The sequence below is a fragment of the Catellatospora vulcania genome, assembly GCF_009720385.1.
Lineage (GTDB): Bacteria > Actinomycetota > Actinomycetes > Mycobacteriales > Micromonosporaceae > Catellatospora > Catellatospora vulcania.
This window is the reverse complement of record NZ_WARX01000001.1, coordinates 752,374-777,042: the sequence shown is the minus strand read 5'-3', so window position 1 is coordinate 777,042 and position 24,669 is coordinate 752,374. Positions and strand designations below refer to the sequence as shown.

The window sequence follows — 24,669 nt, the reverse complement described above, 5'->3', positions numbered from 1 at the left end:
CCGCCACACCGGCGCCGCAACTCTTAAAGACCTGTGGCCTCGGCAGATGCACGAGGCCACAGGTCTTTAAGAGTTGCCGTAAGAAGGGCGGGGACGTCGGCTACTTGGCGATGGCCACCAGGGAGATGTCGTCGTTGAGGTCGGCGCCGACGTATTTCTGGTCGCCGGTGTAGAGGCGGCACGGGTTGATGTCGGCCTCGCCCTTGGCGCTGTCGTGGCGGCACACCACGGCCTCGTGGTCGGCGGCCACCTTCAGCGAGCTGATCTTGTCGTTGCCGACCGGGCCGAGCTCCGTCGACTCGTAGATGCCGATGCCGTACTTGTTGGACACGCCCTTGAAGTCGCGGTCGCGGTAGACGGTCATCCGCGCGCCGTTGCTCGGCCCGGCCAGCACCGCCATCAGGGAGATCTTGTTGTCGAGCACGCTGCCCTGCAGCGTGTGGTCGCCCGCGCCGAAGGTGCGGCAGGGGCCGAGGTCGCCCTTGTTCGTGTTGTACTTGCCGTCGTTGGAGCACACCACGAAGCGGTAGCCCGGCTCGACCCGGAACGACGTGATCGCGTCGTTGCCGACGACGCTCAGCTGCCCCAGCTGGGCCTGGTGGATGCCGGGCGCGAACTGCTGCGACTTGCCGGTCAGACCGGCCTCGCTGTAGGCGGTCACGGCCGGGCCGCCCACCGCGATCAGGTGGACGTTGTCCTCGAAGTTCGCGCCGAGCGCCGGGTGGTCGCCGGCGGTGAAGAACCGGCACGGGCCGACCTGGCCGCTGTTCACGCCCGCGTCGCGGTCGTGCTGGCAGACGATCGCCTCGTGGCCCGCGGCCACCTTCATCGAGCTGGTGTCGGTGTCGACCTGGTTCAGCTCGCCCGCGCTCGCCTCGAAGCCGCCGACGCCGAGTCCCTGCGAGTCGCCGGCGAAGTTCGTGCCGGTGTACGCGGTGACGCCCTTGCCCTTGGCCGCGCCGGACAGCACGGCGATCATCGACACCTGGTCGTTGAGGTCAGCCCCGATGAACTCGTGCTGGCCGGGGCCGTAGTAGCGGCACAGGCCCAGGTTCAGCGCGTTGGTGCGGCCCTGGGAGCTGTCGTCCTGGCACACCACCACGCGGTAGCCGGGACCGACCTTCATCGAGCTCATCTTGTCGTTGCCGACCGAGCCCAGCTCGCCCTTGGCGTTGTCGTGCACGCCGGCCCCGAGCGCCTGGAAGGAGCCCTTGAAGTCGCGGTCGCCGTAGATCGTGACCGGCGACGCGGCCTGCCCCGGCGCGTACCGCACCCGGTAGATCTTCGCGCCGGCCTTGGTCGGGTCGGTGCCGGTGTCCGGGTAGAGGCCGGTGAAGTAGAGGCCGTCCTGGCCGACGGCGAGGCCCGCGACCGTGCTCTTGCCGCTGCCGTTGTACTCGACCAGCGTCTTCGGGCCGGTGACGGAGCCGTCGCCGTTGAACCCGAACTCGACGATGCGCTTGCCCTTCTCCTGCGGCCCGGAGGCGTAGGTGGGGCCGCTCTCGGAGACGAACGCGTGGCCCCACTTGTCCTCGGGGAAGCCGCCCGCGTGGTGGTCGGCCTGCTCGGTGAAGGTGATGTTCACCGGCGCGTGCGTGCGCTCCCAGTAGTAGAGCGCGTTCTTCTTCATGTCGTTGACGCTGCCGCCCCAGCCGTAGTCCGTGCCCTTGGTGATGCGGGCGAGGCGGTCGTTGGCGCCGGGCCCGTTCTCCACGGAGTAGTGCTGGCCGTCGGTGGCGCGCCAGGCGCCGCCGAACGGGTTGCGCAGGCCGTACGCGAAGATCATGTCGCGGGCGCTGATGCCGTCGTCGTCGTTGTAGAACGGGTTGTCGCTAGGCACCGACCCGTCCAGGTTCAGCCGCAGCACCTTGCCCCGCGCCGAGTCCTTGTCCTGCGAGGTGTCGGGCTCCATGGCGTCGCCCATGTGCACGTACAGCTTGCCGTCGGGCCCGATGCTCAGGTTGGAGATCTGGTGCGAGGCGCTCTGCGGCTCGTCGTCGAGGTCCAGGATGGTCTTGCTCGAGCTGGCCGTCTTGCCGCCGTCGGTGCTGTGGAAGCGCACGACCTTCGGGTAGAAGTTCGAGCCGTCCTTGTAGACCATGGACGCGAACAGGTCGCCGGTCTCGGGTTCGATCACCAGACCGGCCAGGCCGATCTCGCCGCTGCCGGGAAAGGCCCCGGTCGGGTCGAAGTCCAGCAGGTCGTCGGCGTACGTGCTGACCGAGTAGTCGCCCTTGACGACTTTGATCTTGCCGTACAACTCGGTCACGTAGAACATCGGCTTGGACGGGTCGGCGACGTGGCCGGGCACCATGGCGAGGTTTACCGGCAGCTGGAACCCGCCGGCCACCTCCTCCACCTTGTAACCGTCCTGCTTGGCCACCCATTGCGGCGCGTCGGGACGCGGCTTCAGCTCCTTGGCGGTGCGGAACGGGCGCTCGGACCAGTTGCTCCACTCGGTGCCCGGGTCGCCGCTGCTGTCCTTGAACCGGACCCGCAGCTCGTAGTCTTTGTCCGGGATCAGGTCGGAGCGGCCGGCGTGCGAGTTCTCGAAGACGCCGTCGCCCATGTGGATGTGGTTGCGCAGCACGCCGCCGGTGCAGCCGCTGGCCCAGACGCGCTCACCGCCGCCGGTGACGATCTCCCACTCGCTGCACAGGTGCGCGTCGCCGTCCGGGTCGCTGAACGGGGCCGCCTCCATGTGCACGTCGGCGGCGCTGACCAGCGTGTTGTCGGCGCCCGGCTCGGTGATGGTGGGGGCGGTCGGCGGCGACGCGGCCTGCGCGGGCGCGCCGGGCAGGACGACCGAGAGAATTCCTGACATCAGCGCCGCACCGACGGGCAGCGATCTCCGATGACCCATAGCGTGAAAGCCCTCCATCTCGTGTGGTGTCGCTGACAGTGCGCCAGGCTAACGAGCGGAATGCATATTTCAGGCTCTTACACGCTGGTGTCTCCAAATAAGCCCTAATTTCCCCAATACGCGTGGAGAAAGGAATTGTCGGGAACTAAACAGCTGCGCCCACCCCGTGGGTACGGGGCGGGCGCAGCTGTTCGCAAAGCGGTTGTCAGCTACGCGTGCAGGTCAACGCGGGCACCGCGTTGACGGAGTTGTTCCACGACCCGTTGAACCCGAACGACGTGGACGCGTTCGGGCCCAGGTTGCCGTTGTAGCTCATGTTGCGTGCCGTGTGGCTCGCGCCGCTGGCGGTGTCCTGCGCGCTCCAGATCTGCGTGATGGTCTGCCCGTTGGCGAACGTCCAGGTCACGGCCCAGCTGGTGCTGGCGGTGGCGCCGTTGGTCACGGTCACGTTCGCCCCGAAGCCGCCGGGCCACTGGTTGGTGATCGTGTACGTCGCCGTGCAGCCGCCCGTGCCGCCGCCGGTCTGCGTGGTCACGCTCACCGTGGCCGACCGGGTCGAGCGGTTGCCCGCGGCGTCCTTGGCGTACACGGCCAGGGTGTACTGCGTGGCGGCGGTCAGGCCGGTCAGCGCGGCGGAGTTGCTGCTCGGCGAGGCCAGCACCGTCTCCGTCGAACCCGACACCCGCACCACGTCGTACCCGGTCACGCCCACGTTGTCGGTCGACGCGGTCCAGGACAGCGACAGCGACGACGACGTCACGTTCGACGCCGACGGGGTGCCCGGCGTCGTCGGAGCCTGCGTGTCGCCGCCGGTGCCCGAGGTGGTCACGTTCACCGTGGCCGAGCGCGTCGAGCGGTTGCCCGCGGCGTCCTTGGCGTACACCGCCAGGGTGTACTGCGTACCCGCGGACAGGCCGGTCAGCGACGCCGAGTTGCTGCTCGGCGAGGCCAGCACCGTCTCCGTCGAACCCGACACCCGCACCACGTCGTACCCGGTCACGCCCACGTTGTCGGTCGACGCGGTCCAGGACAGCGACAGCGACGAAGACGTCACGTTCGACGCGGACGGGGTGCCCGGCGTCGTCGGGGCCTGCGTGTCGCCGCCGGTGTTGTAGATCGTCGCCTGGGTCGAGGTGGTGGACAGGCCGTTCGCGCCGGTGATGTACCGGTTGCCCCAGGTGCTGCGCTGGGCCGGGTTGAAGCTCGTCACCATGTCGAGATACTCGACGCCGCCGCCGTTGCCGCTCCACGACCAGCCCATGTTGCCGATACCGGCGGACTGGGTCTTGGCCATGATGGTGTCCTCGTCGGGGTTGCCGTCCGAGTGCATGTCGCCGAACTCGCACACGCACAGCGCCAGGTTGCGGCTGGTGAACGAGTCGACGTACGCGGTCACCTCGGCGGCGGTGTCGAACACGCCGTACATGTGCACGCTGAAGATGGTGTTGCCGGTGGTGTCGGCGGCCAGCACGCTGGGCGCGTTGTCGCGCATCGTGAACGACCAGTCCTGGCCCCAGTTCGGCGCGTCCACCATGATGGTGTGCTGGAACCCGGCGCTGCGCAGGCGCTGAATGGCGCTCTTGGTGGCGTCGGTCCAGTTCGGGGTGGTCGCGTTGTTGCCGATCGGCTCGTTGCCGATGTTGAGGATGACGTAGTTCTCCTGGCCGGTCAGCGCGCTCTGGATGCTGATCCAGTAGTTCACCGCCGTGTCCAGGCTGACCGAGCCGCTCTGCTCACCGAAGCCGGTGGTGTCGTGGTTCTCCAGTACGCAGATCAGCTTGTTGGCCTTGCACAGCGAGATGACGTTGGCGACGTCGCTCGCGGTGTTGGTGGTCCAGCGCCCGCCGGACAGCACCACCCGCACGGAGTTGGCCCCGGCCGCCTTGATGTTGGCGAAGGAGCTGGTCTGGGTGGCGTACCAGGCGTGCGGGTGGTTGATGCCACGCAGCTTGAGGGCAGTGCCGTTGGCCTCGACGAGCTTGCCGTTGGACACGCGGATGCCGGTGGCGGCCTGCGCCGGCTGACTGAAGGCCACCACGGCGGCGGCCAGCGTCAATATGGACGCAGCCGCGAGCGCGATCTTTCGTTTCATGTTCACCTCGAAGGGAGCAGCCCCGGCGGCACGGCCGACACGGGGGAAGGACACGAGGAAGCGGATGACGCAGCCCGACGGCTCCCTACAAGCGTCGGCATCAGCATAGGTTGATGCCCCGATGCGCGCAACCGGTTAAGGCGCCGCCCTGGGCGACCCTCGACGCTGATCATGAACTTATGGCACGGCTCACCGGCGAGTCGTGGCCACAACCTCATGATCGAAGCAGGAGGGCGCGCCTTCTGCTGAACACAGCACTGAACCGGTTCACCGGCCTGTGCTCAGGAAGGCTCGACCGCTAGTCGCAGACCCGCGGCGATCAGCCGGGCCGTCAGCGCGTCGCCCATCGCCACCGCGGTGGTGACCTGCCCGGCGGTCGGCGGCAGCTCGTCGAAGGCCAGGCACAGCGCTGACTCGGCCAGCATCTTCGCGGTCTCGCCGTAGCCGGGGTCGCCGCCGGACACCTCGGCGACCACCCGCCGACCGCCGCCCTCGCCGACGAACCTGACGCTGAACCAGTTCTTCGCCCGCTGCTCCGGGCCGGGCCCCTGCCCTCCCGGCAGCCGCCGCGTCAGCCACCGCCGCACCGGCCCGAGCTGGGCCAGCACGAACAGCACCGCGACACCGGCGAGCGCGGCCAGCGCGACCGGCAGCCGCCGCACCACGGCACTGTGGGTGTAGGAGAAGTCCGGGCCGTAGCGCTCCAGCGCCGCCGCGGACCGGCCCACGATCTGCGGGTCGATCGTCGGCAGCGGCACCGCCCAGCCCTGGAGCCCGCTCTCCGGACGCAGCCGGCGCAGCCTGCCCAGCGGCGTGCGGATGCGCCGGCCCGCCGGGCGCGGGTCGAGAGCGCGGCGCTCGCGGCCCGCGTGTGCCGTCTGCCGCCGCCGCGAGAACGCCAGCAGTGCCGAGGCCAGGGTGCCGCCCGACACCGAGCCGCGCGCCCTCAGCAGCCCGTCGACCCGGATCGGGCCGTCGGACGGCAGCCGCCCCACGGCCAGGTACACCCCCAGGTCGTGCGGCATCGAGTCGAACCCGCACGCGTGCACCAGCCGGGCCCCGCTGCCCACGGCGGTGGCGTGGTGGCGCGTGTACATCGCGTCGACGAACTCGGGCTCGCCGGTCAGGTCCACATAGTCGGTCCCGGCCTGCGCACATGCGGCCACCAGCGGCTCGCCGTACAACACGTACGGGCCCACGGTGCTGATCACGACGCGGGTCGCGGCAGCCAGCGCGGCCAGCGAGGCCGGGTCGGCGCTGTCGGCGACCAGCAGCGGCAACTCGGCACAACCGGGCGCGGACCCCGCCAGCCGGTCGCGCACCGCCGCCAGCCGGGCCTGGTCGCGCCCGGCGAGCGCCCACCGGCACCCGGCGGGAACGTGCCGCGCCAGATACTCCGCGGTCAGCCCGCCGGTGAATCCCGTCGCGCCGAACAGCACGATGTCGTACGGCCGGTCCGCATCGCGTCCCACCCGTGGCGCGACCTCACCTGCCGTGCCCGCGTGGGCCCCCACCAGCACACCGCCGGCGTACGCCGGGCCGTCCGGAGTCATTGAGCCACCCGATGCCGACGCGCCGTCCGCCGTCACCACGTCGGCCGGCCGCACGACCTCATCGACCTGCGCGGCACCGCCGGGCCGGTGGCCGGAGGGCAGCACGAGGGCGCCGTCGAGTTCCAGCGGCCGCCACGACGGCGCGCCGGTGCGGCCGTGTTTGGGGTCGACGCCGATGAGGACCCGGCCGCCCGCGCGCACCCGCACATGCCGCGCCTGCCAGTCGACGGTGGCCCGCTGCCGGATCCGGCCGGTCACCCGCCAGCTGCGGTCCCGGAAGCCCACGATCTGCGAGTGCCCGTGGATCTGACCGAACGGGACGAACCCGCCGGTGGCGTGGAAGCTCAACCACTCGCCGTACAGCTCCGACCCGGCCTCGGCCCACAGCGGCCCGGACTTGCCGTCGGCGTCGGTGTAGAAGCCGCGCCACAGCAGCGGCTCGGGCCGCTCGTCGAGCAGCCGCGCCGCGGCCGCGGCGGTGGCCGGCTCGCCCAGCTCCTGCCAGCAGGCCACGGTCAGCCCGGCGTGGCTGAGCAGGTAGTCGTCACCGTCGGCGGTGCGCACCGCGGCCGCCACCCGCAGCCTGCCGTCCTCCCACCAGGTGCGCAGCAGGCGCGCGTCGGCCTTGGACAGCTGCTCCGGGAAGAAGTGGTCGCCGCCGGGCAGGTACTGCGACTCGTGGTTGCCGAGCAGCTGGATCCACTGGTCCGGCTGGGCGTCGAGGCGGTCGGCGACGATGCGCAGCACGCCGGAGCTGTCCGGGCCACGGTCGACCAGGTCGCCGACCTGGATCACGGTCAGGTCGGCGGGCAGCCGCAGGTCCTTCTTGCGTGCCCCGGCCGCGACCAGGGCCGCGCTGAGCTGATCCGGGAAACCGCCGACGTCCCCGATGACGATGACCCGGTCCATCCACCCTCCTCTGTCCTGCGCCGCAACACTACCCACGCCGTGCTCGCCACGGTTCGCCCGACCGGGCGGCCGGACGACCGGGTGTTCCGGTCACGGCTCGGGACGACTTGGCGTCGATGCCCGACAACGGCGAAGATACGGTCGTGCAGACAGACCGCGCCTTCGTCGGGCGCACCGAGACTCTGCAACGCTTCCTCCACGCCGTGGCCGGCCCACCCGCGGTGCTGTTCGTCGCGGGCGAGGCGGGCAGCGGCAAGACCAGGCTGATCAACGAGTGGCGCCGGCAGGCCGCGGGGACGGTGCTGGCCGCCGCCTGCCCGCCCATCCGGCCGCCGCTGCCGCTGGCCGCCGCGACCGGACTGCTGCTGGGCGCCGAGCCGCACCTGCCCCCGGCGTCCACGTTGAACCCCCTGCTCGGTGCGCTGCGCCCGCTGCTGCCCGAACTGGCCGACCGGATGCCGCCGGACCTGCCGGGCCTGGCCGACCCCGCCGAGGATCGCCACCGGATGCTGCGCGCCGTACGCGCGCTGCTGGGCTCCCTGGGCCGGGTCACGCTGGTCGTCGAGGATCTGCAGTGGATCGACCCCGACTCGCGTGACCTGCTGTCGCTGCTGCTGTCCGCGCCGCTGCCCGAAGCCTGCCTGGTCCTGTCCTACCGGCCCGAGGAGCTGGCCGTGTCGGGGCTGCCGCTCGGCGTCGCGGCCGCGTACGCGCCGCAGATGCGCTCGGCCACGGTACGCGTGCACCCGCTGCAGGCCGAGCAGGTACGCCAGCTGGTGCGCCAGGTCCGGCGGCAGGACCCCCCGGCCGACTTCACCGCCCGGCTCACCGCGGCCACCGGCGGCGTGCCCCGCGTCATCGAGGACGTGCTCGAACAGCTGCGCGTGCCCAGCGAGGACCCCGACGGCTTCGGCGGCGGCCGCTTCGCGCCACCTGCCCGGCTGCGCGAGCTGACCAACGCCCGCGTCGCCGCGCTGTCCGCGGCCGGCCGGCGCATCGCCGAGGCCGCCGCCGTGCTCGACGAGCCCGTCGGCGAGGAGCTGCTCGCCGAGGTGTCCGGGATGGACGCCGGCGAGGGCCGCGACGCCCTCGTCGAGGTGCTGACCGGGGCGGTGCTGGCCGAGGCCGAGGACGGTCGCTACGGCTACCGCATCCCGCTGGCCGCCCGCGCCGTGTACGAGGTGATGCCCGGCCCGTGGCGGCGCGAGCTGCACAGCCGGGCCGCGGCCGCGCTGGCCCACGGCGACGCGGCCCCGCAACTGGCCCGGCTGGCCCACCACCACCGCCGTTCGGGCCAGCACAAGGCCTGGATGCGCCACGCCGAACAGGCCGCCGAGCGCTACATCGCCGACGGCGACAACGAGGCCGCGATCGCCACCCTCGAAGAGGTGCTGGCCGACCAGACCGTGCCCCGCAACGTGCGCACCCGGCTGACCATCCGGCTCGCGCAGACCGCCGAGGTCGGCCGCCGCTCGGACCAGACCGTCGCCCTGCTGCGCCGCATCATCGCCGACGACCGGCTGCCCGTCGCCGCCCGCGGCGAGCTGCGGCTCAAGCTGGGCCTGGTGCTGATGAACCAGGCCGGCGAGTACGTCGAGGGCGCGGCCGAGGTCGAGAAGGCCGTCGACGAGCTGCACGAGCGCCCCGCGCTGGCGGCCCGCGCCATGGCCGTGCTCTCCTGGCCGGTGCTGCACTTCTCCTCGTTCCGCCACGACCTTGGCTGGCTCGAACGCGCCGAGGAGGCCGCCGCCGCCTGCGACGACGCCGCCATCAAGATGGCCGTGCTGGCCAACCGGGCCACCCTGCTGATGAACTGCGGCGATCCGGCGGCCTGGACGTCGGCGCAGCGGCTCACCACCGAGGGCGGCCCGAACCTGGCCGTACGCCAGCAGGTCGCCCGCGGCCTGCAGAACCTCGCCGACGCGACGATCCTGCTGGGCCGCCACCGCGCCGCCGAGGACTTCCTGCGCCAGGCCACCGCGCTCGCCGAGCAGGTCGGCGCCTCGGTCACCTCCACCACGGCCCGCTGCACCATGCTGCGCCTGGACTGGGCGATGGGCCGCTGGCCGGGCCTGGCCGACCGGGCCGCCGAGTTCACCGGGCCGGACGGCCCCACCACGGAGGTCGAGGGCCACCTGGTGACCGGTCAGGTGGCGATGGCGCGCGGCGACTGGGACACCGCCGAGTCCTCATTGGCCGCCGCGGGCGTCGCCGCGCCGCACACGAGCACCGTGCCGGTGGTGGCCGCGGCTTCCGGGGCGTACATCCGGGTGCTGGCAGCCCGGGGGCAGCTCGACGAGGCCGTCGCCGAGAGCCGCCGTGCCGTGGCGCGGGTACGGGCCAAGGGCATCTGGAACTGGGCCGCCGAACTGGCTCCGTACGCGGTGCAGGCGCTGGGCCAGGCGGGGCTGACGGGTGAGGCCCGCAGCCTGGCCGAGGAGTTCGCCGAGGGCATGCGCGGGCTGGAGTCGCCGCTGGCCGAGGCGGCGCTGGAACTGTGCCGGGGGCACCTGCTGGCCGCCGAGGACCAGCACGCCGAGGCCGTCGCCCACTTCGCCGGGGCCGCGAAGGCCTTCGCGGCGCAGCCGCGCCCGTACGAGACGGCGCAGGCCGACGAGGGACGCGCCCGCAGCGAGCTGGCCCTGCGACCGGGCGACACCGACGCGCTGGCCCTGCTGGCCGCGGCGGGAACCGCGTTCACGGCACTGGGCGCGGGCTGGGACGCCGCCCGCTGCCAGCACACGCTGCGCGAGCACGGGGTGGTGGCACGGGGCGGGCGGCCGGGCTACGGCGGCGGCCTCACCCCACGGGAGCGCGAGGTGGCCCAGCTGGCCGCGCAGGGGCGCACCAACCGCGAGATCGCCCAGATGCTGTTCCTGTCCCCGCGTACGGTCGAACAGCACGTGGCCCGCTCGCTGCACAAACTGGGCGTCCACTCCCGAGCCGAGCTGGCCGGGGTGGAACTGGACCTGCCCGGGTGAATGTGAGCGGCCTCCGGAACCGTTGCCGGCACCGGAGGCCACCTCCTCCCCAGGCCCCGTCGGCGGCCCTGGCACAGACCTACGACGGTGGATCGAGCCTGTTGTTCGTGCTGGTGGTGAGGGAGCGACGATCGGCCGCTCCCTCACCTCAGGGTCGTACGCCGTCAGCTCTGGATGACGACGCATCTCCCTGCCACACCGCTCAGCGAGCGCACTGGTTCCGACCGGCGGTGACCGGCCGTTACCGAAAAACCGTTCGGGAACCCCCGACGGGGGTGCGAATCCACCCAGCGGCACGGAGACGAAGTCACGTGCCGCTGGGGAGTCGCTCGGCGGTTCCCAGGTGGTCCACCCATGCGTACAACGATCGCGGAGTGCGCGCGAGGCGACAATCCGTAGAGCGCTAGGTACCCATACGCAAGTAACCGTGAATACCTACGGATGGCCGCCGACCATGCAAATTGCAGGTCAGCCCCAGGGTGCGCTGACCGCGAAGGCACACTCGCGGTCGAAGACGGCGTCCCGGTCCCGCCACCGGTCGATCCACAGCTCGTCGCCGCGCAGGTGGACGTAGTAGCCGCGGTAGTTGTACGACTCCAGGTACACGGCCCCCGGCACCGTGCCCGCCCGCACGCAGAACGTCGCGTCCTCCCGGAACAGCTGCGAGCCGTTGCTCTGCTCGTGCCGGATCCGCCAGTCGCGGTGCCGCAGGTAGCCGCCGTCGACGCCGACGAAGGAGAAGCAGTTCTTGTCGGCCAGCCCCGCCACGACCGTGAACGTGGCCGCCTGCCGCACCCCGCCAGGGCTTTCCAAGGTGACGCTGACGAGCGAGGCCAGGCCGCTGCTCTGCCGGACGAACCGGTCCGGGCGGTCGGCCGCGCGCAGCGAACGCTGGCTGCCCGCGACCAGCGCCGACGGGGCCAGCGACTGGCCGGGCGACGTGGGCGCGCCGGAGGACGAGCCCGCCGCCGACGGCCGTGCCGACGGCCCTGCTCCCGGGCCGCGCGGCAGCGACCGCGACGGCGGCTGCGCCGACTCGCTGACCGCGCCGAACCCGTCGACGTAGCCGCGCGACCCCGCGGTCGGCAGCGCGGCCGGCGGCGATACCGGCTGGTCCGCGGGTTGGGTCAGGGCCCAGCCGGTCGCCGCGGTGGTGAGCACGGCCGTGACCGCGGCGACGATCACGACCGGCCGCCGGGACCGCCTGGCCGCCGGCTCCCGCTCCTGCGCCGCCAGCTCCTCGACGGTCGCCGGCAGGCTCAACTTGGGCAGGATCGTGGTCGCGTCGTCCTCGTTCAGCCGATGCTTGGTCACGCCAGGACGCTACCGAGCGGCCCCGGTGATCGCGATCGGCTGTCCGACTGACGTCACGCGGTAGCCGCGCCGCTCGCCGGAGTCACGGCCGCGGCGCGGGCCGGATAGCCGCGACGCAGCAACGCGTTCTCGGCGACCGTCCACGCCGTCGACGTGGCCAGGTAGAGCACCGCTGCCAGCGGCAACACCACGGCACTGATCAGGATGGCGTACGGCAGCACCCGCGGCAGCGTCGCCAGCAGGCCCGTCGGCGGCGTCTCCTGCAACGCCGCCAGCCGGACCGCCCGCTGTGACGAGGCCCACGCCAGCGCCGTCAGCACCGCCACCACCGCGCCGAACACGGCCAGATGCGGCAGCCACGCGGCCGCCGGGACCAGCAGGTGCGCGCTCAGCGGCACCCCGAACAGCGTGCTGTCCAGCAGGGTGTTCGCCTGCCCGGCGACCGTGGAGTAGGCGAACAGCTGGTACAGCAGGATGAAGACCGGGATCTGGAGCAGCATCGGCAGGAAGCCGGCCAGCGGCGACACGCCCGCCTCGCGGTGCAGGTCGGTCATGGCCTGGGCGAGGGCCGCGGTGTCCTTGCCGTGCTTCTTGCGCAGGGCGGCCAGCTGCGGGGCGAGCGCGGCGCGGGCCCGCTCGCCGCGTACGGCGGCCCGGGTCAGCGGGTGCAGCAGCAGCCGGACCAGCATGGTGACGGCGACGACGGCCGCGGCCGCGCCGCCGACCGGGGCGAGCACGGTGGACAGGTGGATGACAGCGGTGTGGGCAGCATGGAACAGCGAATCGAACATGGAAGAGAACCCCTCTGCGGGTACGGCTGCCCGGCCGGGACGTCAGATCGACCGGCGGGCATGGACGGGGACCGTGTGGCCCGCGCCCGGATACGCCGGGTCAGCAGGCCAGAGGGATGAGTCCGGGTGCTCGGGGGCGGGGGCGGCCCGCCGCGTCGGGATCACGCTGGCGCAGCACGCCCGTGCGCTTGGACAGCTCGCGCAGCGCGAGGTCGAGGGCGGTCCGGGCGGAGGGGCGGCGGCCGACGGCGTGAGCCGCGGCGACGGCCAGGGCGGTGACGAGCAGCAGGGCCGCCGCACCGGCGAGCACGCTGCCGAGGCTCGGCTGATCGGCTGCCGCGCCGGTGCACAGCACGGCCACCCACAGGGTCAAGGCCCAGCTGGAGGCAGCGGCGAACGGCACGCGGCAACGGTACCTGTGCCGCGCAAGACTTGAGTCCACCGGTGAGCGCTTCCACAAATCTGCATCACTCGCGCGACAGGCGGCTGTGTCGTCTGTAGGCCCGTGGGGCCGTGTCTCGTGGATCTCGCCAGAGGTCGCCGCGGCAGAAAGCGCGTGGAGGCGGACTCCACACGGCCTGGTTCAGGGCGCTGCCGTACCTGCCGGCCACTGACCAGGGCCGGAGGCGCTGCTAACGTGCCCTCGTTCACTCGAAACCCTGGAGCGTTCCGCTATGAAGTACACCGTCTCGGTGGAGATCGCCCTGCCGCTGGAGAGGGTGGCCCAGTTGCTGGCAGACCCGGCCCAGCTGCCCAAGTGGCTGCGAGGCCTGGTGCTGCACGAGCCGGTCAGCGGGACGCACGGGCAGGTCGGCACCATCTCGCGAGTCGTCATGCAGATGGGCGACCAGAAGATCGAGGCCACCGAGACCATCACCCGCCGCGAACCGGTGGATCTGCACGGGATACCGGAGGGAAGCGTCGTTCGGTACGAACGTGAGATCGTCGCCGACGGCATGTGGAACGCCGCCCGCGAACGGCTGACCGAAGCGGGACCCGGGACGACGCTCTGGCAGAGCGAGAACGAGTACCGGTTCAGCGGCTTGCTGATGCGGCTGGTGGGATTACTGATGCCTGGCGCCTTCCGCAAGCAGTCGCAACAGCACATGCAGGACTTCAAGGCATTTGCCGAGCAGGGACGAGATGTCCGTGACGAGAAGGGCTGATCAGGCCGGTCTCCGCCACGCCGTCACGCATCCGGGTGTCCGCACGGGCAGCGGCGACGATCTCTGACGTCGGCATGGCAGCGCTTCGGTGTCGGCCAAGCGGGAACGCGATACCTGTGCGGACGCTTGGTGAGTCGTGGGAAACGGTCAGGCCCGCTCGCCGACGACCACGACCGCGCCACGGTCGTCACAGCGGGACAGGAGGGGGCTCAGCCCCTCGGCGACGAACAGGGCGCTTGCCGCGTCCGCCTGCTCGTCACTGGTTTCCAGCAGGAGCATGCTCTGCGGAGCGAGCCAGTCTCCCGAGCCGCGCAGTACCCGGCGGGCGATGTCCAGCCCGTCGGGTCCGCCGTCCAGGGCCACCGTGGGCTCATGCAGCCGCGCCTCCGGCGGCATCAGCGCGATCGCGTCCGTCGGCACGTACGGCACGTTCACCACGAGCACGTCCACGCGGCCGCGCAGGGAGTCCGGCAGGGGCTCGTACAGGTCGCCCTCGTACACGTGGCCGCCGAGCGGTTCCAGGTTGCGCCGGGCGCAGCTCACCGCGGCGGGCTCGATGTCAGCGGCGTGCACCTCGTAGTCGCCATACCCCGCCAGCACGGTCGCTGCCGCGCCCGACCCGCAGCACAGGTCCAGCACCACGGCCCCTGGCCGGAGCAGCCGCGCGGCCTCCTCGACCAGCAGCTCGGTACGCCGCCGCGGCACGAACACGCCCGGTTCCACGGCGATGCGCCGACCGCAGAACTCGGCGAAGCCGACGATGTGCTCCAGCGGCAGCCCGGCGACCCGGCGCGCGACCATCTCGTCCAGCTCGTCCGGACCGGCCGCCGTCGAGATCAGCAGATCGGCCTCGTCCTCGGCGAACACGCAGCCCGCCGCCCGCAGCGTCCGGATCACCTCTGCCCGCATCCACACCTCCCCCACCCGCGCACACGCTACGCCGATGGTCCGTGAGCGGCCCGGAGAGGTGGAGACGGCGTGAGCGCTGACGATCCGGGCGTATAGGCGGGACCACGGCGACCCTGTTCGTGGTTAGGATCCACGGCCATGCGGAAGTTCGTGGCCGGGGTGCTGCTGGTCGACGCCGACGGGGCGCTGCTGTTGCAGGAGCGCGACGAGCACGCGCCGACGTTCCCGAACCAGTGGGCCTTCCCGGCCGGCGTGGCTGAGCCCGGCGAGCAGCCGCTGGAGGTCGCGCACCGCGAGCTGTACGAGGAGACCGGCCTGCGCGTGGCCGAGCTGGCCCTGTTCCGGGAGGGCCCGATGCCGGAAAGCCCGCTGTACGGCTACCTCTTCCACGGCCGCACCACCGCCCGTCAGGCGGACGTGGTCCTCGGCGAGGGCCGGGCCATGGTCTTCGTGCTCCCGGCCCGGATCCTGAGCCTCGACCTGGCCGGCTACGCCCGCCCCGCCCTGACCGACTTCCTGGCCTCGCCTTCCTACCGAGGGCACCTGCTCCCACCCAAGCGTTGATCATGAAGTTGTGCACAGGACACGCCGCCGACCCGTGCCATAAGTTCATGATCAACGCTTGGAAGCGGGTCAGTCGAGTGCGGTCAGTGCTTCGCGGGCCTCGTCGCGGACCGGCAGAGACGGCGAGGATGCCAGCACGTGCTCCAGCGCGAGGCGGTAGGCCGCAGGGAAGGCCTCGGCGGCCGGGACGGTGATGTCCGGTACGACGCCGACGCCTTCCCAGTTGGTGCCGGTGATCGGGTTGATGGAGCGGGCCACCGGGACGGTGATCTCCAGGGTGGGGGTGATCGGGAAACGGTCGGTGGGGTGTGCGCCGCCACGGGTGGTCTCGCCGATGAGGGTGGCGCGGCCCTGGGACTGGAGGTTGTAGGAGACCTCCTCGCCGGCGGAGAAGGTGTCGCTGCTGGTGAGCACGTAGACGGGGCGGTCGAGGTAGCGCTCGCCGGGCAGGTAGGCGAGGCTCCAGTACTGGCGGAGCGAGCTGCCCGCGCCGGACTCGATGCTGTTGAGGTGGGTCTCCCCGTCGGGGAAGAAGTAGCTGGTCCAGAAGATCGCGCCGTCGGGCGAGCCGCCCCGGTTGCGGCGCAGGTCGATGATCAGCGCGTCGGTCTGCGAGATCAGTTCCATCGCGGCGGTGATCGCCCTGCCGCCCAGGCCGGCAGCCGTGATTCCGCGCAGGTCGAGGCAGCCGACGTTGCCGTCGAGCCGCTCCACCCGGGCGATGCCGTGGTTGGTGACCCGCAGGTGCTCCCGGTACACCGCATCGGCTTCGGCGGGGTCGACGGTGGTGTGCAGGCGCGCGTCGCGGACGCGTACCCGCAGATGCTTGTCGGCGCAGTGCTCGGCCAGCCGCAGGGTGAGCGCGTCGGCGAGCGCCGCCTCGCCCATGCCGTCGTACTCCCCCTCGGTCAGGCGGCGGCGCACGTCGGCGGCGGCCGGGACGGCACGCTCGGGGAACACGTAGTTGGCGCACATGAGTTCCATGGCACGCTCGACCAGAATCTTCGGCATGGCCGACACCGTAGCGACCGGGCCGCCCCGGTCGCCACGGTGTCACCGCAGCCGGTGGCGCGGCCCACTGGGGGTCGACTGCACCGGCACCCGGGCCACCTGCGCGAGCCCGGCCACGTGCGCGGCCAGGCGGGCGCTGGTCAGCTCGCAGGCGGTGATGTCGGTGACGGCGAGCCAGGACATGTGCACTCCGCCGTCGGCGGAGATGCTCGCCGACCAGCGGGTGCCGGTCGGGTGGGTGGCGATCACCGCGACGCCGACCCGGCCCAGGTCGGCCAGCAGCGCGTCCAGGTCGCGCAGCTGCTCGGTGTGCTCACCCCACGGGTCGGCGACGAACAGCAGCTGGATGCCCCAGGCGTCGCCGGTGACGTTGTTGATGCGGGCGGTGGGCATGTCAGCGGTCTGCGAGTCGTGCAGCACGGCGGCGTTGGCCGCGGCCCGGCGGCCGACCCGGGACAGGGCGTCGCTGACCGACGAGCTGGTCCGCACCCGGTCGCTGAGCGCGCCGAGTGCGCGCATGTCCGCGCTGCTCAGCCCGGCGACGGTGACTGCCGCGCCGTCGGCCCAGCTGGCCGTGGCGGCCTCGGCGACGAGGTAGCGCAGCAGGTCGTCGCAGCGCTGCGGGTCGCCGAGCAGGGTCAGCAGGCCGGTACGCTCGCCGTCGACGAACAGCTCGCCGCCCTGCGGCCAGGTGCCGATCTTGAGCAGGCCGGGCAGCAGCGACGGGGTGTCGACACGGTCGGGCAGCCAGGACGACGACGACAGCGACCAGGTGTTGGGCCACTGCACGTCGAACGGCTCCGGCGGGTCCGCGCACGGGGCGGCGAGGATGATCGCCAGGTCGCCGCCGTGTTCCCAGGCGGCGGCGATGTCCGGCATCTCCCACGGCGCGCGGCCGCGCAGCCCGGCGGTGAGCTGGCGCAGCCCGGCATCGAGGCGCTCGGTGGCGCGGTGGCGGGGCGGCACCTCCCGCGACCGGTAGCCCAGCGGGCTGCGCACCCCGCCGACGCCGCGGCGGCGGCCGACGCGCATCCGGTGCATGCGGCGGATGCGGCGGCGCACCACGACGTGACCGGCCAGCACCCCGGCCAGCGCCAGCCCGGCGCCGGCGGCGAGCACCTTGGTCTTGCCGGTGCCGGGGTCGGTCTCGTCCATCGGCACGACGCTCGGCCGGGTGGCCGGGGCGGGCACCACGGAGGCGGACGGGGCCGCCGCCGAGGGCGTCGCGGCCTTGGACGGCGCGGGCGACGCCGGGGGCGGGCTCGCCGATGCGGACGGGCTCGCCGGGGCCGGGGTGGCCGGAGGCGGCGGCGTGGTCGGCTGCTGCGGGGTCGTGGGCTGCTGCGGGGCGGGTGTCTCGACGGCGGGCAGGGTCAGCTTCCCGGTCGCGTGGCGGATCGGGCCGCGGTCGTGCGCGTCGGCGGGCAGCACGATCCGCCAGCCGGGCTCGATGTGGTTCGGGTTGCGGATCAGCTGCGGGTTCAGCGCCGCGAGCTGCTGGTAGCGGTCGAAGTCGCCGGTGAACCGCTGCGCGATGCAGCCGAGGTAGTCGCCCTTCTTGACGACGTACACGGGGCGCTCGACGCGCTGGCGGGGTGGCGGGGCCTGGTGCAGCTCCATCGCTGCCGCTGCCGCGGGCGCGAGGGCGGTGGGTGCCGTGTGGGGCGGCGCGAGGGCGGCGGGCGCGGCCTGGGGCAGCGCGGGGGCGGCGTACGCCAGGGCGGGCGCGGCCCGGGTCAGCGTCTGCGCGGCCATGGGCGTCCCGCCGTACGGAGCGGCCTGGACGGCCACCATCACCCGGGCGGAACCGGCCGTGGGCAGGCTCGGCAGCGCCGCGGTCGCCACGCTCGCCCCGGCGAACACCGCGATGAGCGCGCCCACCAGGGCGGCGGCGACCCGTTGCTGCAGGCCCAGACCGGGCAGCCGGGCGGCCCGGCGGCCGCTGATCCGCGCCCCGATCTCCACCAGGATGCTGATGGTGAAGGTGGCCCAGGCGACCCAGCCGGCCAGCGTCAGCACGCGCAGGAACAGGTCGCCGTTGTCGGGTGAGGTCAGCGCCGCGGTCAGCTCGTCGAGCGAGGGCACGTGCCGGGGCAGCGGGTTGCCCGCGAGCTCCAGCAGCAGCACGGGGACGCCCGCGACGATCGCCACGATGCCGGACAGCGCTGCCAGGCCGGCGAGCAGGCGCAGCGTCCAGTGGGGCCGGTTACGCCGGACTGGTGCCATGGTCTCGCCCTTTCGTGTGGCTGCTCGACCGGCGAGCAGGTCTATCCGATGAGGAGTGTCGCGGTGGCCTCGCCGGTGGCGCGCCAGGTGGCCCCGCCGAGGAAGGCGAGGCCGGAGGGGTTGCGGTAGGTGATGGTGGCGCGCACGGTGACCGATTCGCCGTCGGGTGCGACGGTGACCGTGCCGGTGGCGCCGACGCGGTCCAGATAGGCCTGTGCGGCGGCGGTCGCCAGCGCCGGGTCGATGACTTTGGCGTCGCCCTGGATCGCCTGGGCTGGGTCGATGGCCTGCCCGGCGCTGCGCGCGGCTTCGGCGGCGACGTTGTCGGCGCGCTGGTAGGCCCGCAGCCGCCCGCCGCCGACGACGACCATGCCGAACATGAAGACCCAGGCCTGCGCCATGATGACCACGAACACGGTCGCCTTGCCGCCGTCGCCGCGGAACCTGCTCATGTGCGGCTCCGGTAGGTGTCGAGCGGGCTGGTGAACGACGACTCGATGCGGAAGCTGCCCGGCACGCCCGGCATCGAGATGTCGGCGAACTGGAGCTCGCAGCGGACCAGCACGGTGACCGTGGCGGGCGTGCCGACCGGGCGCTGGAACTCGGAGGCGTCGACCTCCGCCTCCAGCGGGTCGCAGGTCAGGCCCGCGGCGCGGTAGGAGTCAAGGGCGGCGGTACGCGCCTCGGTGCGGGCGGCGGCCTCGGTGCGGGCCAGGCTCGCGGTGCGCGCGGCGTCGTACGCGGCGGCCTCCCCGGCCTGCCGGGCCAGGCTGTACCGGCCGGCGACGATCACGGCGGCGAAGAACAGCAGCACCGACGGCACGAGGATGGCCAGCTCGACGGCGGCCGAGCCGCGGTCCCGGCGGCGCGCGCGCGTGCTCACGGCACCCACCTCTCGACCGGCCCGTGTGCCTGCTGCGAGATCTCGAACGGGTTCATGAACGGGAGCAGGCTGACCGCCCGCCCGGTGACGACCACGGTGACCTCGGTGTTGGCGGTGTCGCGCCGTACGGTGACCACAGGGCTCTGCAGACCCGGGCCGATGCGGCGCAGGAAGTCCTCGGCGTTGGCCCTGGCCGAGGTGTCGTTGCTGCCGTGCTGGCGGCCCGCGTTGGCGCCCTGGGTCGCCGCGGCCAGCGCGATCGAGCGGGCGTAGAAGTAGAACCCCGTCTGCAGCACCATCATGGACACCAGCAGCAGCGGGGCGGCGATGATGGCGAACTCGACGGCGCCGCCGCCGCGGTCCGGGCGCGCCCGTGACCGGCTCCGTCGCCGGAGCCGGTCACGGAGCTGGCGCGAGATCACGGGGCCGCCGGGCCGTCCGGGGCGTCGGTCGGGACCTGGTCCATCCAGCCTTCGGCGATGCCCCACACCGCCGTGGCGATGGCGACCGCGGCCAGCGCCATGATGGCGACCAGCACGATGTGCGGGACGGGGCCTTCGCCCCGGTCGCGCACTACCGGAGACATCAGCGCGCGCAGCCGGATCTCGACCGCGGAGCAAATGGTTGCGAACATGTCGTTGCTACTCCTCATCCTTGGTTGAACAGGCTCACCATCAGCGGATATCCGACCAGGACCAGCAAGATCATGATCATCATCGTGGATGGGATGTCCAGCTTGGAGGTGCGCGTCTTGGCCACCTCCAGGGCACGGACCCGGATCTGGTCGCGCAACGACGCCGACTGGGCGCGCAGCGTCTGGTACACCTGCGCGCCGTCGTTGCCGGCGCTGCGCATGATGTCGGCGAAACTGGTCAGCTCGACCACCCCGATGGCCGTCGCCAGCCCCTTCAGCTCGTCCCACGGCGCGCGCATCTGCAACTGCGCGCTCAGCAGCGCGGTCCGCAGCCGCACGTACGGCCAGCCGTCGCAGATGCGCGCCGAGCGCTCCATCGCCTCGACCGCGCCGTGCCCGGAGCGCACCTGGTGCGCGGTCAGCGTCGAGTAGGTGCACAGCGCCCGGACGAACTCGGCCCGCGCCGCCTTGGCCTTGTTGAGCATGTCGTAGTGCGCCAGCGCGCCCATGCCCAGCGCCAGCCCCAGCGTCAGCGCCACCGGCACGACCACCGGCACCGAGCGGCCCGTCACGACCAGCACCACCGTCACCACCACCGGCAGCACCAGGCCCAGCAGGCCGGACAGCGCCACCCCGGTCACGTGCCGCTCGGGCGTGCGGTCCAGGATCGCCAGGTCGGCAGCCGGCAGGCGCAGCCGCGACAGCCAGTCGCCGTCGACGATGGGGACCTCGGTCGGCGCCGCGTAGTGCGGGTCCACGCCGGGGTGCAGCCGCCGCAGCGCCGGCCCGAGCGCCGGCGTGGCCGGCACGAACTGCATGACCAGCAGGTACAGCCCGAACCCGGCGACCGCGCCGCCCGCCACACCCAGGGCCAGCCACAGGTTCCCGCCGATCACGGATTCACCTCCACCCGTGCCGCACCGGCCTCCGAGCGCAGCAGCCGCGGCAGCCGCTCGGGCAGCGACAGCCCGCGGATCCACATCATCAGGGCCACGTACAGGCACGCCAGCAGGGCGAGGATCAGCTGGCCCAGGCCGGTGCGGTACGGCGCGGCATAGCCGGGATTCAGCGCGCCGAAGCCCACCATCACCACGGTCACCCCGGTCAGGAAGCGCACGGTGAACCGCGCCGACGAGCGCTCGCTGTCCACCGTGGCCCGCGCCACGATCTCCTCGGCCAGGCCGTTCGCGATGTCGAGCAGCGCCAGGTGCAGGCCCTCGCCGCCGTCCGCGGACTGCAGGATGAGCGGGGCCACGACCTCGTCGCAGCTGGGGTCGTCGAGTTCGTCGGCGAACGCGCGCAGCGCACCGGCCAGGTCGGTGCCCGCCTGCAACCGGGCGGCCAGCGTGCGCACCTCGGTCGCCAGCAGCGGCGGCGCGGTGCGGGCGGTGGCCACGATGGCGGCCTGCAACCCGATGCCGTTGCGCACGTAGTCGCTGACCCGCCGGGTCCACGCCTCCAGCGCCGACAGCCGGGCCAGCGCCTTCTTCTCCGCGGTGGCCGCGGCGAACAGCCAGGGCACCCCCGGCACCGCCAGCGCGACGATCACCCCGCCCACCGGCCAGCCGGTGACCAGCCAGGCCGCCGCGCCCGCGCACACCGCGAAGATCAGCACCCCCTGGTGGGTACGCCGCTGGGCCGCGGTGCGCCCCGGCCCTCGCCAGAACCCGCGCAGCCACAGCCGGGTCGGCGACGCCGGGCCGGGCGGGCGGGTCGTGCCGACCAGGAACATGACCGCCAGCACGATGCCGGAGCCGGCCGTGAGCACGGACAGTGCCGCGAGAATCTGGATCATTGGCGCACCCGCTTGACGTGCAGTTCCCTGGTCCAGGAGCCCCGGTTGTGCGGCCCGGCCTCGATGTAGGGCACCAGCTCGCGCGGGTCGTAGCCGACGTCCATCAGGTCGTCGCGGATGCGCTCGGGCAGGTGCCGCGGCACCGCCCGGCCGTCCTGGCCCGGCCCGAACACCGTCGTGGTGACCACGCGGTCCTCGCGCATGCCGCCGACCTCGATGACGTGCGAGACGAAGCGGTGCTCGCCGCCGCCGATGGCGCGCTCGTCGACCACCGCGGTGTACACGATCAGGTCGATGCCCTGTGCCGCCATGCGCAGCGCCTGCTCGGCCCCGATGTCGTTGCCGTACGAGCAGGCCAGCTGGACGATCGAGTCCATCACCTCGCGCGCCTGGCGGGCGTGGATGGTGCACATCGCGCCGCGGCTGACCGTCATCGCGCGCAGCATCGGCACGATCTCGCGGCCGCGGGTCTCGCCGACGATGACCCGCCGTACCCCGAGCCGCTGGGTGATCGGCATCATGTCGTGCAGCGTCTTCTCACCGCGCCGCTTGCCGTTGTTGTCGTACTCACCGTGGCCCTGCAGGGCTTCGAGGCTGATCACCCAGTTCTCGTCCGACGGCTGGATGGACTCGTGCAGGCCCAACTCGCGCGACTCCTCCAGGGTGATGTACGGCTCGCCGGACGGGATGGTGCGGCCCAGCGCGCGCAGCAGCGTGGTCTTGCCGGACGCGGCCAGCCCCGCGATCATGATGTTGGCGCCGGACTCCAGCGCCTTGATCAGGAACCGGTACAGCAGCAGGTCGATCATGCCCCAGCGGTCGCGCAGCTCCTCCAGCGTCGCCGTGAACAGGCTGTGCTTGCGGATGTACACGATCGGCCGCGGCGACACCTTGTACAGCACCGTCATCCGGGAGCCGTCGGGCAGCTGCATGTCCAGCTCGGGGTTGGACTCCGACAGCTGGCGCTCGGTGGCCGCCACCCGCATCGCCAGCACCTGCAGCATGCCGATGAGCTCGTCGTCGGTGTCGGCGACCGGCTCGCCCCGGCTGCGGCTGCCGTCGGCGTGGTGCAGCAGCACCTGGTCGCAGCCGATGATGTGCACGTTGGTGATCTTCGGGTCGTCCAGCAGCCGTTGCAGCCGCCCGGCCCCGAACATGCCGGCCACCACCGCGTCGAGCAGCGCCTGCTCGTACGACGGGCTCACCGGCTGCCCGGCGTGCGCCATCGCGACCACGTAGTCCGCGATGATCTCGCGGCCGATCCGCGACGCCGTCTCCCGCCGGTACGCCGCGGTCACGTTCGCCGAGTCGGCCAGCAGGCGGGTCAGCGTCTCGGTGACCCGGCCCTGCAGCTGGCGCACCACCGCGTAGTCCACCGGCGTCGGCGGCGCGGCGTGCGCGCCGGGCGGCTGGGCCGGGTAGGAACCCCGGGCGTGCCCGTTGACCCGGGGCACGGCCGCCGGCTCCGGCGGGATCGGGATGAACCGCGGGGCCGTCACGGCAGCACCGGCAGCAGCGGCTCGGTGTCGCGGCGCGACAGTGCGCTGTCCATGCGGCGCGACGCGATCAGCGCGGTGATGTTCTCGTATGCGGCGGCGGACTTGCGCATCAGCGCGGCCCGGCGGCGGCCGCGGCCGTCCCCGCACAGCGCCCCGGCCGTCGGCGGGTCCCAGGGCAACGACGCCGCCACGGGCACGCCCAGGTGCCGCGACACCTCCCGCCCCGCAATCCCGCCGCCGATCAGCAGCAGGCCGAGGTTGTTCTCCACGAAACCGGCCGGCAGCTGGCGGCGCATCGCGGTGACCGCCGACACCGCCGGCGACACCGTACGCAGCGAGTGCGGCCGCAGCGCCAGCAGCACCAGGTCAGCCCGCGCCAGCAGCCCCCACGGCGGGTGGGCTGCGGACAGCCGCCCGCAGTCGGCGATCACCATTTGCGCCGTCATCCGGGCGAAGAACTCGCCGAGGCTCGTCCACGCCATGTTCAGGGTGGCGCTCTGCCCCGGCTCGGTCAGCCCCGGCAGCGCCATCCGCTGCTGGCGGGGTGCGTCCAGGTCGATCAGGTTGCCGGCGAGTTCCTGCTCGGCCGTGCCGCGCAGAGCCGCGGACGCCAGCGGCAGCACCCCGCGGTTGGCGGGCAGCTCGTAGCGGGCCAGGTAGCCGGCCAGCAGGTCGCCGCCGGCCGGGTCGCACTCGGCCAGCAGCACCGGCGCGGGCCAGGTCAGCGTGAACGCCAGCCCGGCGGTGGAGGCGCCCGGCGAGCCCTTGGCGGAGACGATCGCGATCAGAGTCATCGGCGACCGCTCACGATCCGTCGAGGGCGAGCACGATGCGGTCGTCGGCGGCGAGCGCGGCCACCGACGGCGCGTCCACCGTGGCCACCTCCACGTTGATCACCCATTGGCCGGATCTGGTGCCCGCGGCCAGCTGGACGATCGTGGCGGTGACGGTGCGCGGCGGGACCAGGTCCGGGCCCTCGTCCTTGCCGCCGCGCTCGGGCACCACCACCAGCAGCACCTGCGACCCCACCGACAGCCGGGACGCCGAGGGCATGCGGTCCTCGCCGAGGGCGATGCCGATCAGCTGGTGGCCGGGTGCCGGCACGGGTGTCTCGGTGACCTGGTCCAGGGTCAGCAGGGTGCCCGGGACCAGCGCCATGACGGCGCGCTTGCCGATCACCTTCGCGGCGTTCGCGGCGGGGATCGGGCGCAGGCCCACCGCCTGGTTGACCCGTACGACCAGCAGGTCCTCGCGGCTGATCAGGCCGCCCTTGCCGACCGGCCGGGCGACCGCGAGGTAGTCGTGCGTGCCGCCGACGCGCTGCGCGACGTATCCCGCGGTCAGCGCGCCCACGATGATCAGGAGCACGGCGAGCGCGCCCTGGGCCACCGACCGCCGCCGGGGTGCGGTGCGGGGCACCTGGATCGGCGCCGCGGGCAGCGCCCGCGCCGGCGCACTGGTGTTGACGCTCATGCCGCC

At 72.8% G+C, this 24,669-nt stretch carries 21 protein-coding genes and 1 pseudogene; 3 read left to right on the top strand and 19 right to left on the bottom strand.

The features are described 5' to 3' along the window. Nucleotides 1-100: 100 nt before the first annotated feature. The 4 genes and pseudogenes from F6W97_RS22710 to F6W97_RS40855 form a co-directional block, all read right to left on the bottom strand. Nucleotides 101-2,824, bottom strand: coding sequence for a PQQ-dependent sugar dehydrogenase (locus tag F6W97_RS22710; RefSeq protein WP_196279273.1), 2,724 nt, complete (start codon nucleotides 2,822-2,824; stop codon nucleotides 101-103). Nucleotides 2,825-3,068: 244 nt separating this feature from the next. After that, a complete protein-coding gene (locus F6W97_RS22705; RefSeq protein ID WP_155372429.1) occupies nucleotides 3,069-4,955 on the bottom strand; it encodes a cellulase family glycosylhydrolase in 1,887 nt (628 codons plus the stop codon). 281 nt (nucleotides 4,956-5,236) lie between these two features. Next, nucleotides 5,237-6,427, bottom strand: coding sequence for a saccharopine dehydrogenase family protein (locus F6W97_RS40860; protein ID WP_230686978.1), 1,191 nt, complete (start codon nucleotides 6,425-6,427; stop codon nucleotides 5,237-5,239). Between the two features lie 600 nt (nucleotides 6,428-7,027). Beyond that, nucleotides 7,028-7,417 (bottom strand): annotated as a pseudogene (locus tag F6W97_RS40855) (metallophosphoesterase); the annotation flags it as partial. 143 nt (nucleotides 7,418-7,560) lie between these two features. Here F6W97_RS40855 and F6W97_RS22695 point away from each other — a divergent pair. After that, nucleotides 7,561-10,398 (top strand): ATP-binding protein, encoded by a 2,838-nt coding sequence (locus F6W97_RS22695; RefSeq protein ID WP_196279272.1) that lies wholly within the window; start codon nucleotides 7,561-7,563, stop codon nucleotides 10,396-10,398. Between the two features lie 468 nt (nucleotides 10,399-10,866). Here F6W97_RS22695 and F6W97_RS22690 read toward each other — a convergent pair whose 3' ends face one another. The 3 genes from F6W97_RS22690 to F6W97_RS22680 form a co-directional block, all read right to left on the bottom strand. Further along, nucleotides 10,867-11,712 carry an AbfB domain-containing protein gene (locus F6W97_RS22690; RefSeq protein WP_155372426.1) on the bottom strand — a complete coding sequence of 282 codons (846 nt, stop codon included), beginning with the start codon at nucleotides 11,710-11,712 and terminating at the stop codon, nucleotides 10,867-10,869. A gap of 53 nt (nucleotides 11,713-11,765) precedes the next feature. Continuing rightward, nucleotides 11,766-12,503 carry a YidC/Oxa1 family membrane protein insertase gene (locus F6W97_RS22685; protein WP_155372425.1) on the bottom strand — a complete coding sequence of 246 codons (738 nt, stop codon included), beginning with the start codon at nucleotides 12,501-12,503 and terminating at the stop codon, nucleotides 11,766-11,768. Nucleotides 12,504-12,603: 100 nt separating this feature from the next. Beyond that, complete coding sequence (locus F6W97_RS22680; RefSeq protein WP_230686882.1) at nucleotides 12,604-12,906, bottom strand: DUF6412 domain-containing protein; 303 nt, start codon at nucleotides 12,904-12,906, stop codon at nucleotides 12,604-12,606. Between the two features lie 271 nt (nucleotides 12,907-13,177). Here F6W97_RS22680 and F6W97_RS22675 point away from each other — a divergent pair, with 271 nt between their 5' ends. Next, on the top strand, nucleotides 13,178-13,669 hold the full coding sequence (locus F6W97_RS22675) for an SRPBCC family protein (protein WP_155372424.1): 492 nt from the start codon (nucleotides 13,178-13,180) through the stop codon (nucleotides 13,667-13,669). 147 nt (nucleotides 13,670-13,816) lie between these two features. On the opposite strand, the gene F6W97_RS22670 is transcribed toward F6W97_RS22675, so the two are convergent. Beyond that, nucleotides 13,817-14,578, bottom strand: a complete 762-nt coding sequence (locus F6W97_RS22670) for a putative protein N(5)-glutamine methyltransferase (RefSeq protein ID WP_155372423.1) — start codon at nucleotides 14,576-14,578, stop codon at nucleotides 13,817-13,819. Between the two features lie 138 nt (nucleotides 14,579-14,716). On the opposite strand from F6W97_RS22670, the gene F6W97_RS22665 reads away from it, so the two are divergent. After that, nucleotides 14,717-15,142, top strand: coding sequence for an NUDIX domain-containing protein (locus tag F6W97_RS22665; RefSeq protein WP_155372422.1), 426 nt, complete (start codon nucleotides 14,717-14,719; stop codon nucleotides 15,140-15,142). A 69-nt stretch (nucleotides 15,143-15,211) separates the two neighbouring features. On the opposite strand, the gene F6W97_RS22660 is transcribed toward F6W97_RS22665, so the two are convergent. Genes F6W97_RS22660 through F6W97_RS22615 form a run of 11 tightly spaced genes read right to left on the bottom strand, consistent with a single transcriptional unit; the run spans nucleotide 15,212 to nucleotide 24,663 of the window. Then, entirely contained in the window at nucleotides 15,212-16,153 is a 942-nt protein-coding gene (locus F6W97_RS22660; protein WP_155372421.1) for a S41 family peptidase, read from the bottom strand. Nucleotides 16,154-16,195: 42 nt separating this feature from the next. Further along, complete coding sequence (locus tag F6W97_RS22655) at nucleotides 16,196-18,379, bottom strand: LysM peptidoglycan-binding domain-containing protein (RefSeq protein ID WP_155372420.1); 2,184 nt, start codon at nucleotides 18,377-18,379, stop codon at nucleotides 16,196-16,198. Between the two features lie 41 nt (nucleotides 18,380-18,420). Further along, on the bottom strand, nucleotides 18,421-18,831 hold the full coding sequence (locus F6W97_RS22650; protein ID WP_155372419.1) for a hypothetical protein: 411 nt from the start codon (nucleotides 18,829-18,831) through the stop codon (nucleotides 18,421-18,423). After that, the gene (locus F6W97_RS22645) at nucleotides 18,828-19,262 is read right to left on the bottom strand and encodes a TadE family protein (RefSeq protein ID WP_155372418.1); all 435 of its coding nucleotides are present in this window, start codon (nucleotides 19,260-19,262) and stop codon (nucleotides 18,828-18,830) included. Before F6W97_RS22645 ends, F6W97_RS22650 begins: the two co-directional genes overlap by 4 nt. After that, nucleotides 19,259-19,684 carry a TadE family protein gene (locus F6W97_RS22640; RefSeq protein WP_196279271.1) on the bottom strand — a complete coding sequence of 142 codons (426 nt, stop codon included), beginning with the start codon at nucleotides 19,682-19,684 and terminating at the stop codon, nucleotides 19,259-19,261. The genes F6W97_RS22645 and F6W97_RS22640 overlap by 4 nt, the downstream gene beginning before the upstream one ends. Continuing rightward, nucleotides 19,681-19,896: a hypothetical protein gene (locus F6W97_RS40205; protein WP_196279270.1), complete on the bottom strand. Its 216-nt coding sequence runs from the start codon at nucleotides 19,894-19,896 to the stop codon at nucleotides 19,681-19,683. Before F6W97_RS40205 ends, F6W97_RS22640 begins: the two co-directional genes overlap by 4 nt. 14 nt (nucleotides 19,897-19,910) lie before the next feature. Next, nucleotides 19,911-20,792 carry a type II secretion system F family protein gene (locus F6W97_RS22635; RefSeq protein ID WP_407924598.1) on the bottom strand — a complete coding sequence of 294 codons (882 nt, stop codon included), beginning with the start codon at nucleotides 20,790-20,792 and terminating at the stop codon, nucleotides 19,911-19,913. Beyond that, nucleotides 20,789-21,691 carry a type II secretion system F family protein gene (locus F6W97_RS22630; protein WP_155372416.1) on the bottom strand — a complete coding sequence of 301 codons (903 nt, stop codon included), beginning with the start codon at nucleotides 21,689-21,691 and terminating at the stop codon, nucleotides 20,789-20,791. The genes F6W97_RS22635 and F6W97_RS22630 overlap by 4 nt, the downstream gene beginning before the upstream one ends. Next, complete coding sequence (locus F6W97_RS22625) at nucleotides 21,688-23,190, bottom strand: CpaF family protein (protein ID WP_155372415.1); 1,503 nt, start codon at nucleotides 23,188-23,190, stop codon at nucleotides 21,688-21,690. The genes F6W97_RS22630 and F6W97_RS22625 overlap by 4 nt, the downstream gene beginning before the upstream one ends. Next, nucleotides 23,187-23,984 carry a ParA family protein gene (locus tag F6W97_RS22620; protein ID WP_155372414.1) on the bottom strand — a complete coding sequence of 266 codons (798 nt, stop codon included), beginning with the start codon at nucleotides 23,982-23,984 and terminating at the stop codon, nucleotides 23,187-23,189. Before F6W97_RS22620 ends, F6W97_RS22625 begins: the two co-directional genes overlap by 4 nt. A 10-nt stretch (nucleotides 23,985-23,994) precedes the next feature. After that, on the bottom strand, nucleotides 23,995-24,663 hold the full coding sequence (locus F6W97_RS22615; RefSeq protein ID WP_155372413.1) for an SAF domain-containing protein: 669 nt from the start codon (nucleotides 24,661-24,663) through the stop codon (nucleotides 23,995-23,997). Nucleotides 24,664-24,669: the final 6 nt, after the last annotated feature.

Bases quoted from the DNA above. Each gene is read 5' to 3' on its own strand.
- F6W97_RS22710 (WP_196279273.1), bottom strand. From the start codon at position 2,824: ATGTCAGGAATTCTCTCGGTCGTCCTGCCCGGCGCGCCCGCGCAGGCC.
- F6W97_RS22705 (WP_155372429.1), bottom strand. From the start codon at position 4,955: ATGAAACGAAAGATCGCGCTCGCGGCTGCGTCCATATTGACGCTGGCC.
- F6W97_RS22685 (WP_155372425.1), bottom strand. From the start codon at position 12,503: ATGTTCGATTCGCTGTTCCATGCTGCCCACACCGCTGTCATCCACCTG.
- F6W97_RS22675 (WP_155372424.1), top strand. From the start codon at position 13,178: ATGAAGTACACCGTCTCGGTGGAGATCGCCCTGCCGCTGGAGAGGGTG.
- F6W97_RS22670 (WP_155372423.1), bottom strand. From the start codon at position 14,578: ATGCGGGCAGAGGTGATCCGGACGCTGCGGGCGGCGGGCTGCGTGTTC.
- F6W97_RS22665 (WP_155372422.1), top strand. From the start codon at position 14,717: ATGCGGAAGTTCGTGGCCGGGGTGCTGCTGGTCGACGCCGACGGGGCG.
- F6W97_RS22660 (WP_155372421.1), bottom strand. From the start codon at position 16,153: ATGCCGAAGATTCTGGTCGAGCGTGCCATGGAACTCATGTGCGCCAAC.
- F6W97_RS22655 (WP_155372420.1), bottom strand. From the start codon at position 18,379: ATGGCACCAGTCCGGCGTAACCGGCCCCACTGGACGCTGCGCCTGCTC.
- F6W97_RS22650 (WP_155372419.1), bottom strand. From the start codon at position 18,831: ATGAGCAGGTTCCGCGGCGACGGCGGCAAGGCGACCGTGTTCGTGGTC.
- F6W97_RS40205 (WP_196279270.1), bottom strand. From the start codon at position 19,896: ATGTTCGCAACCATTTGCTCCGCGGTCGAGATCCGGCTGCGCGCGCTG.
- F6W97_RS22630 (WP_155372416.1), bottom strand. From the start codon at position 21,691: ATGATCCAGATTCTCGCGGCACTGTCCGTGCTCACGGCCGGCTCCGGC.
- F6W97_RS22620 (WP_155372414.1), bottom strand. From the start codon at position 23,984: ATGACTCTGATCGCGATCGTCTCCGCCAAGGGCTCGCCGGGCGCCTCC.
- F6W97_RS22615 (WP_155372413.1), bottom strand. From the start codon at position 24,663: ATGAGCGTCAACACCAGTGCGCCGGCGCGGGCGCTGCCCGCGGCGCCG.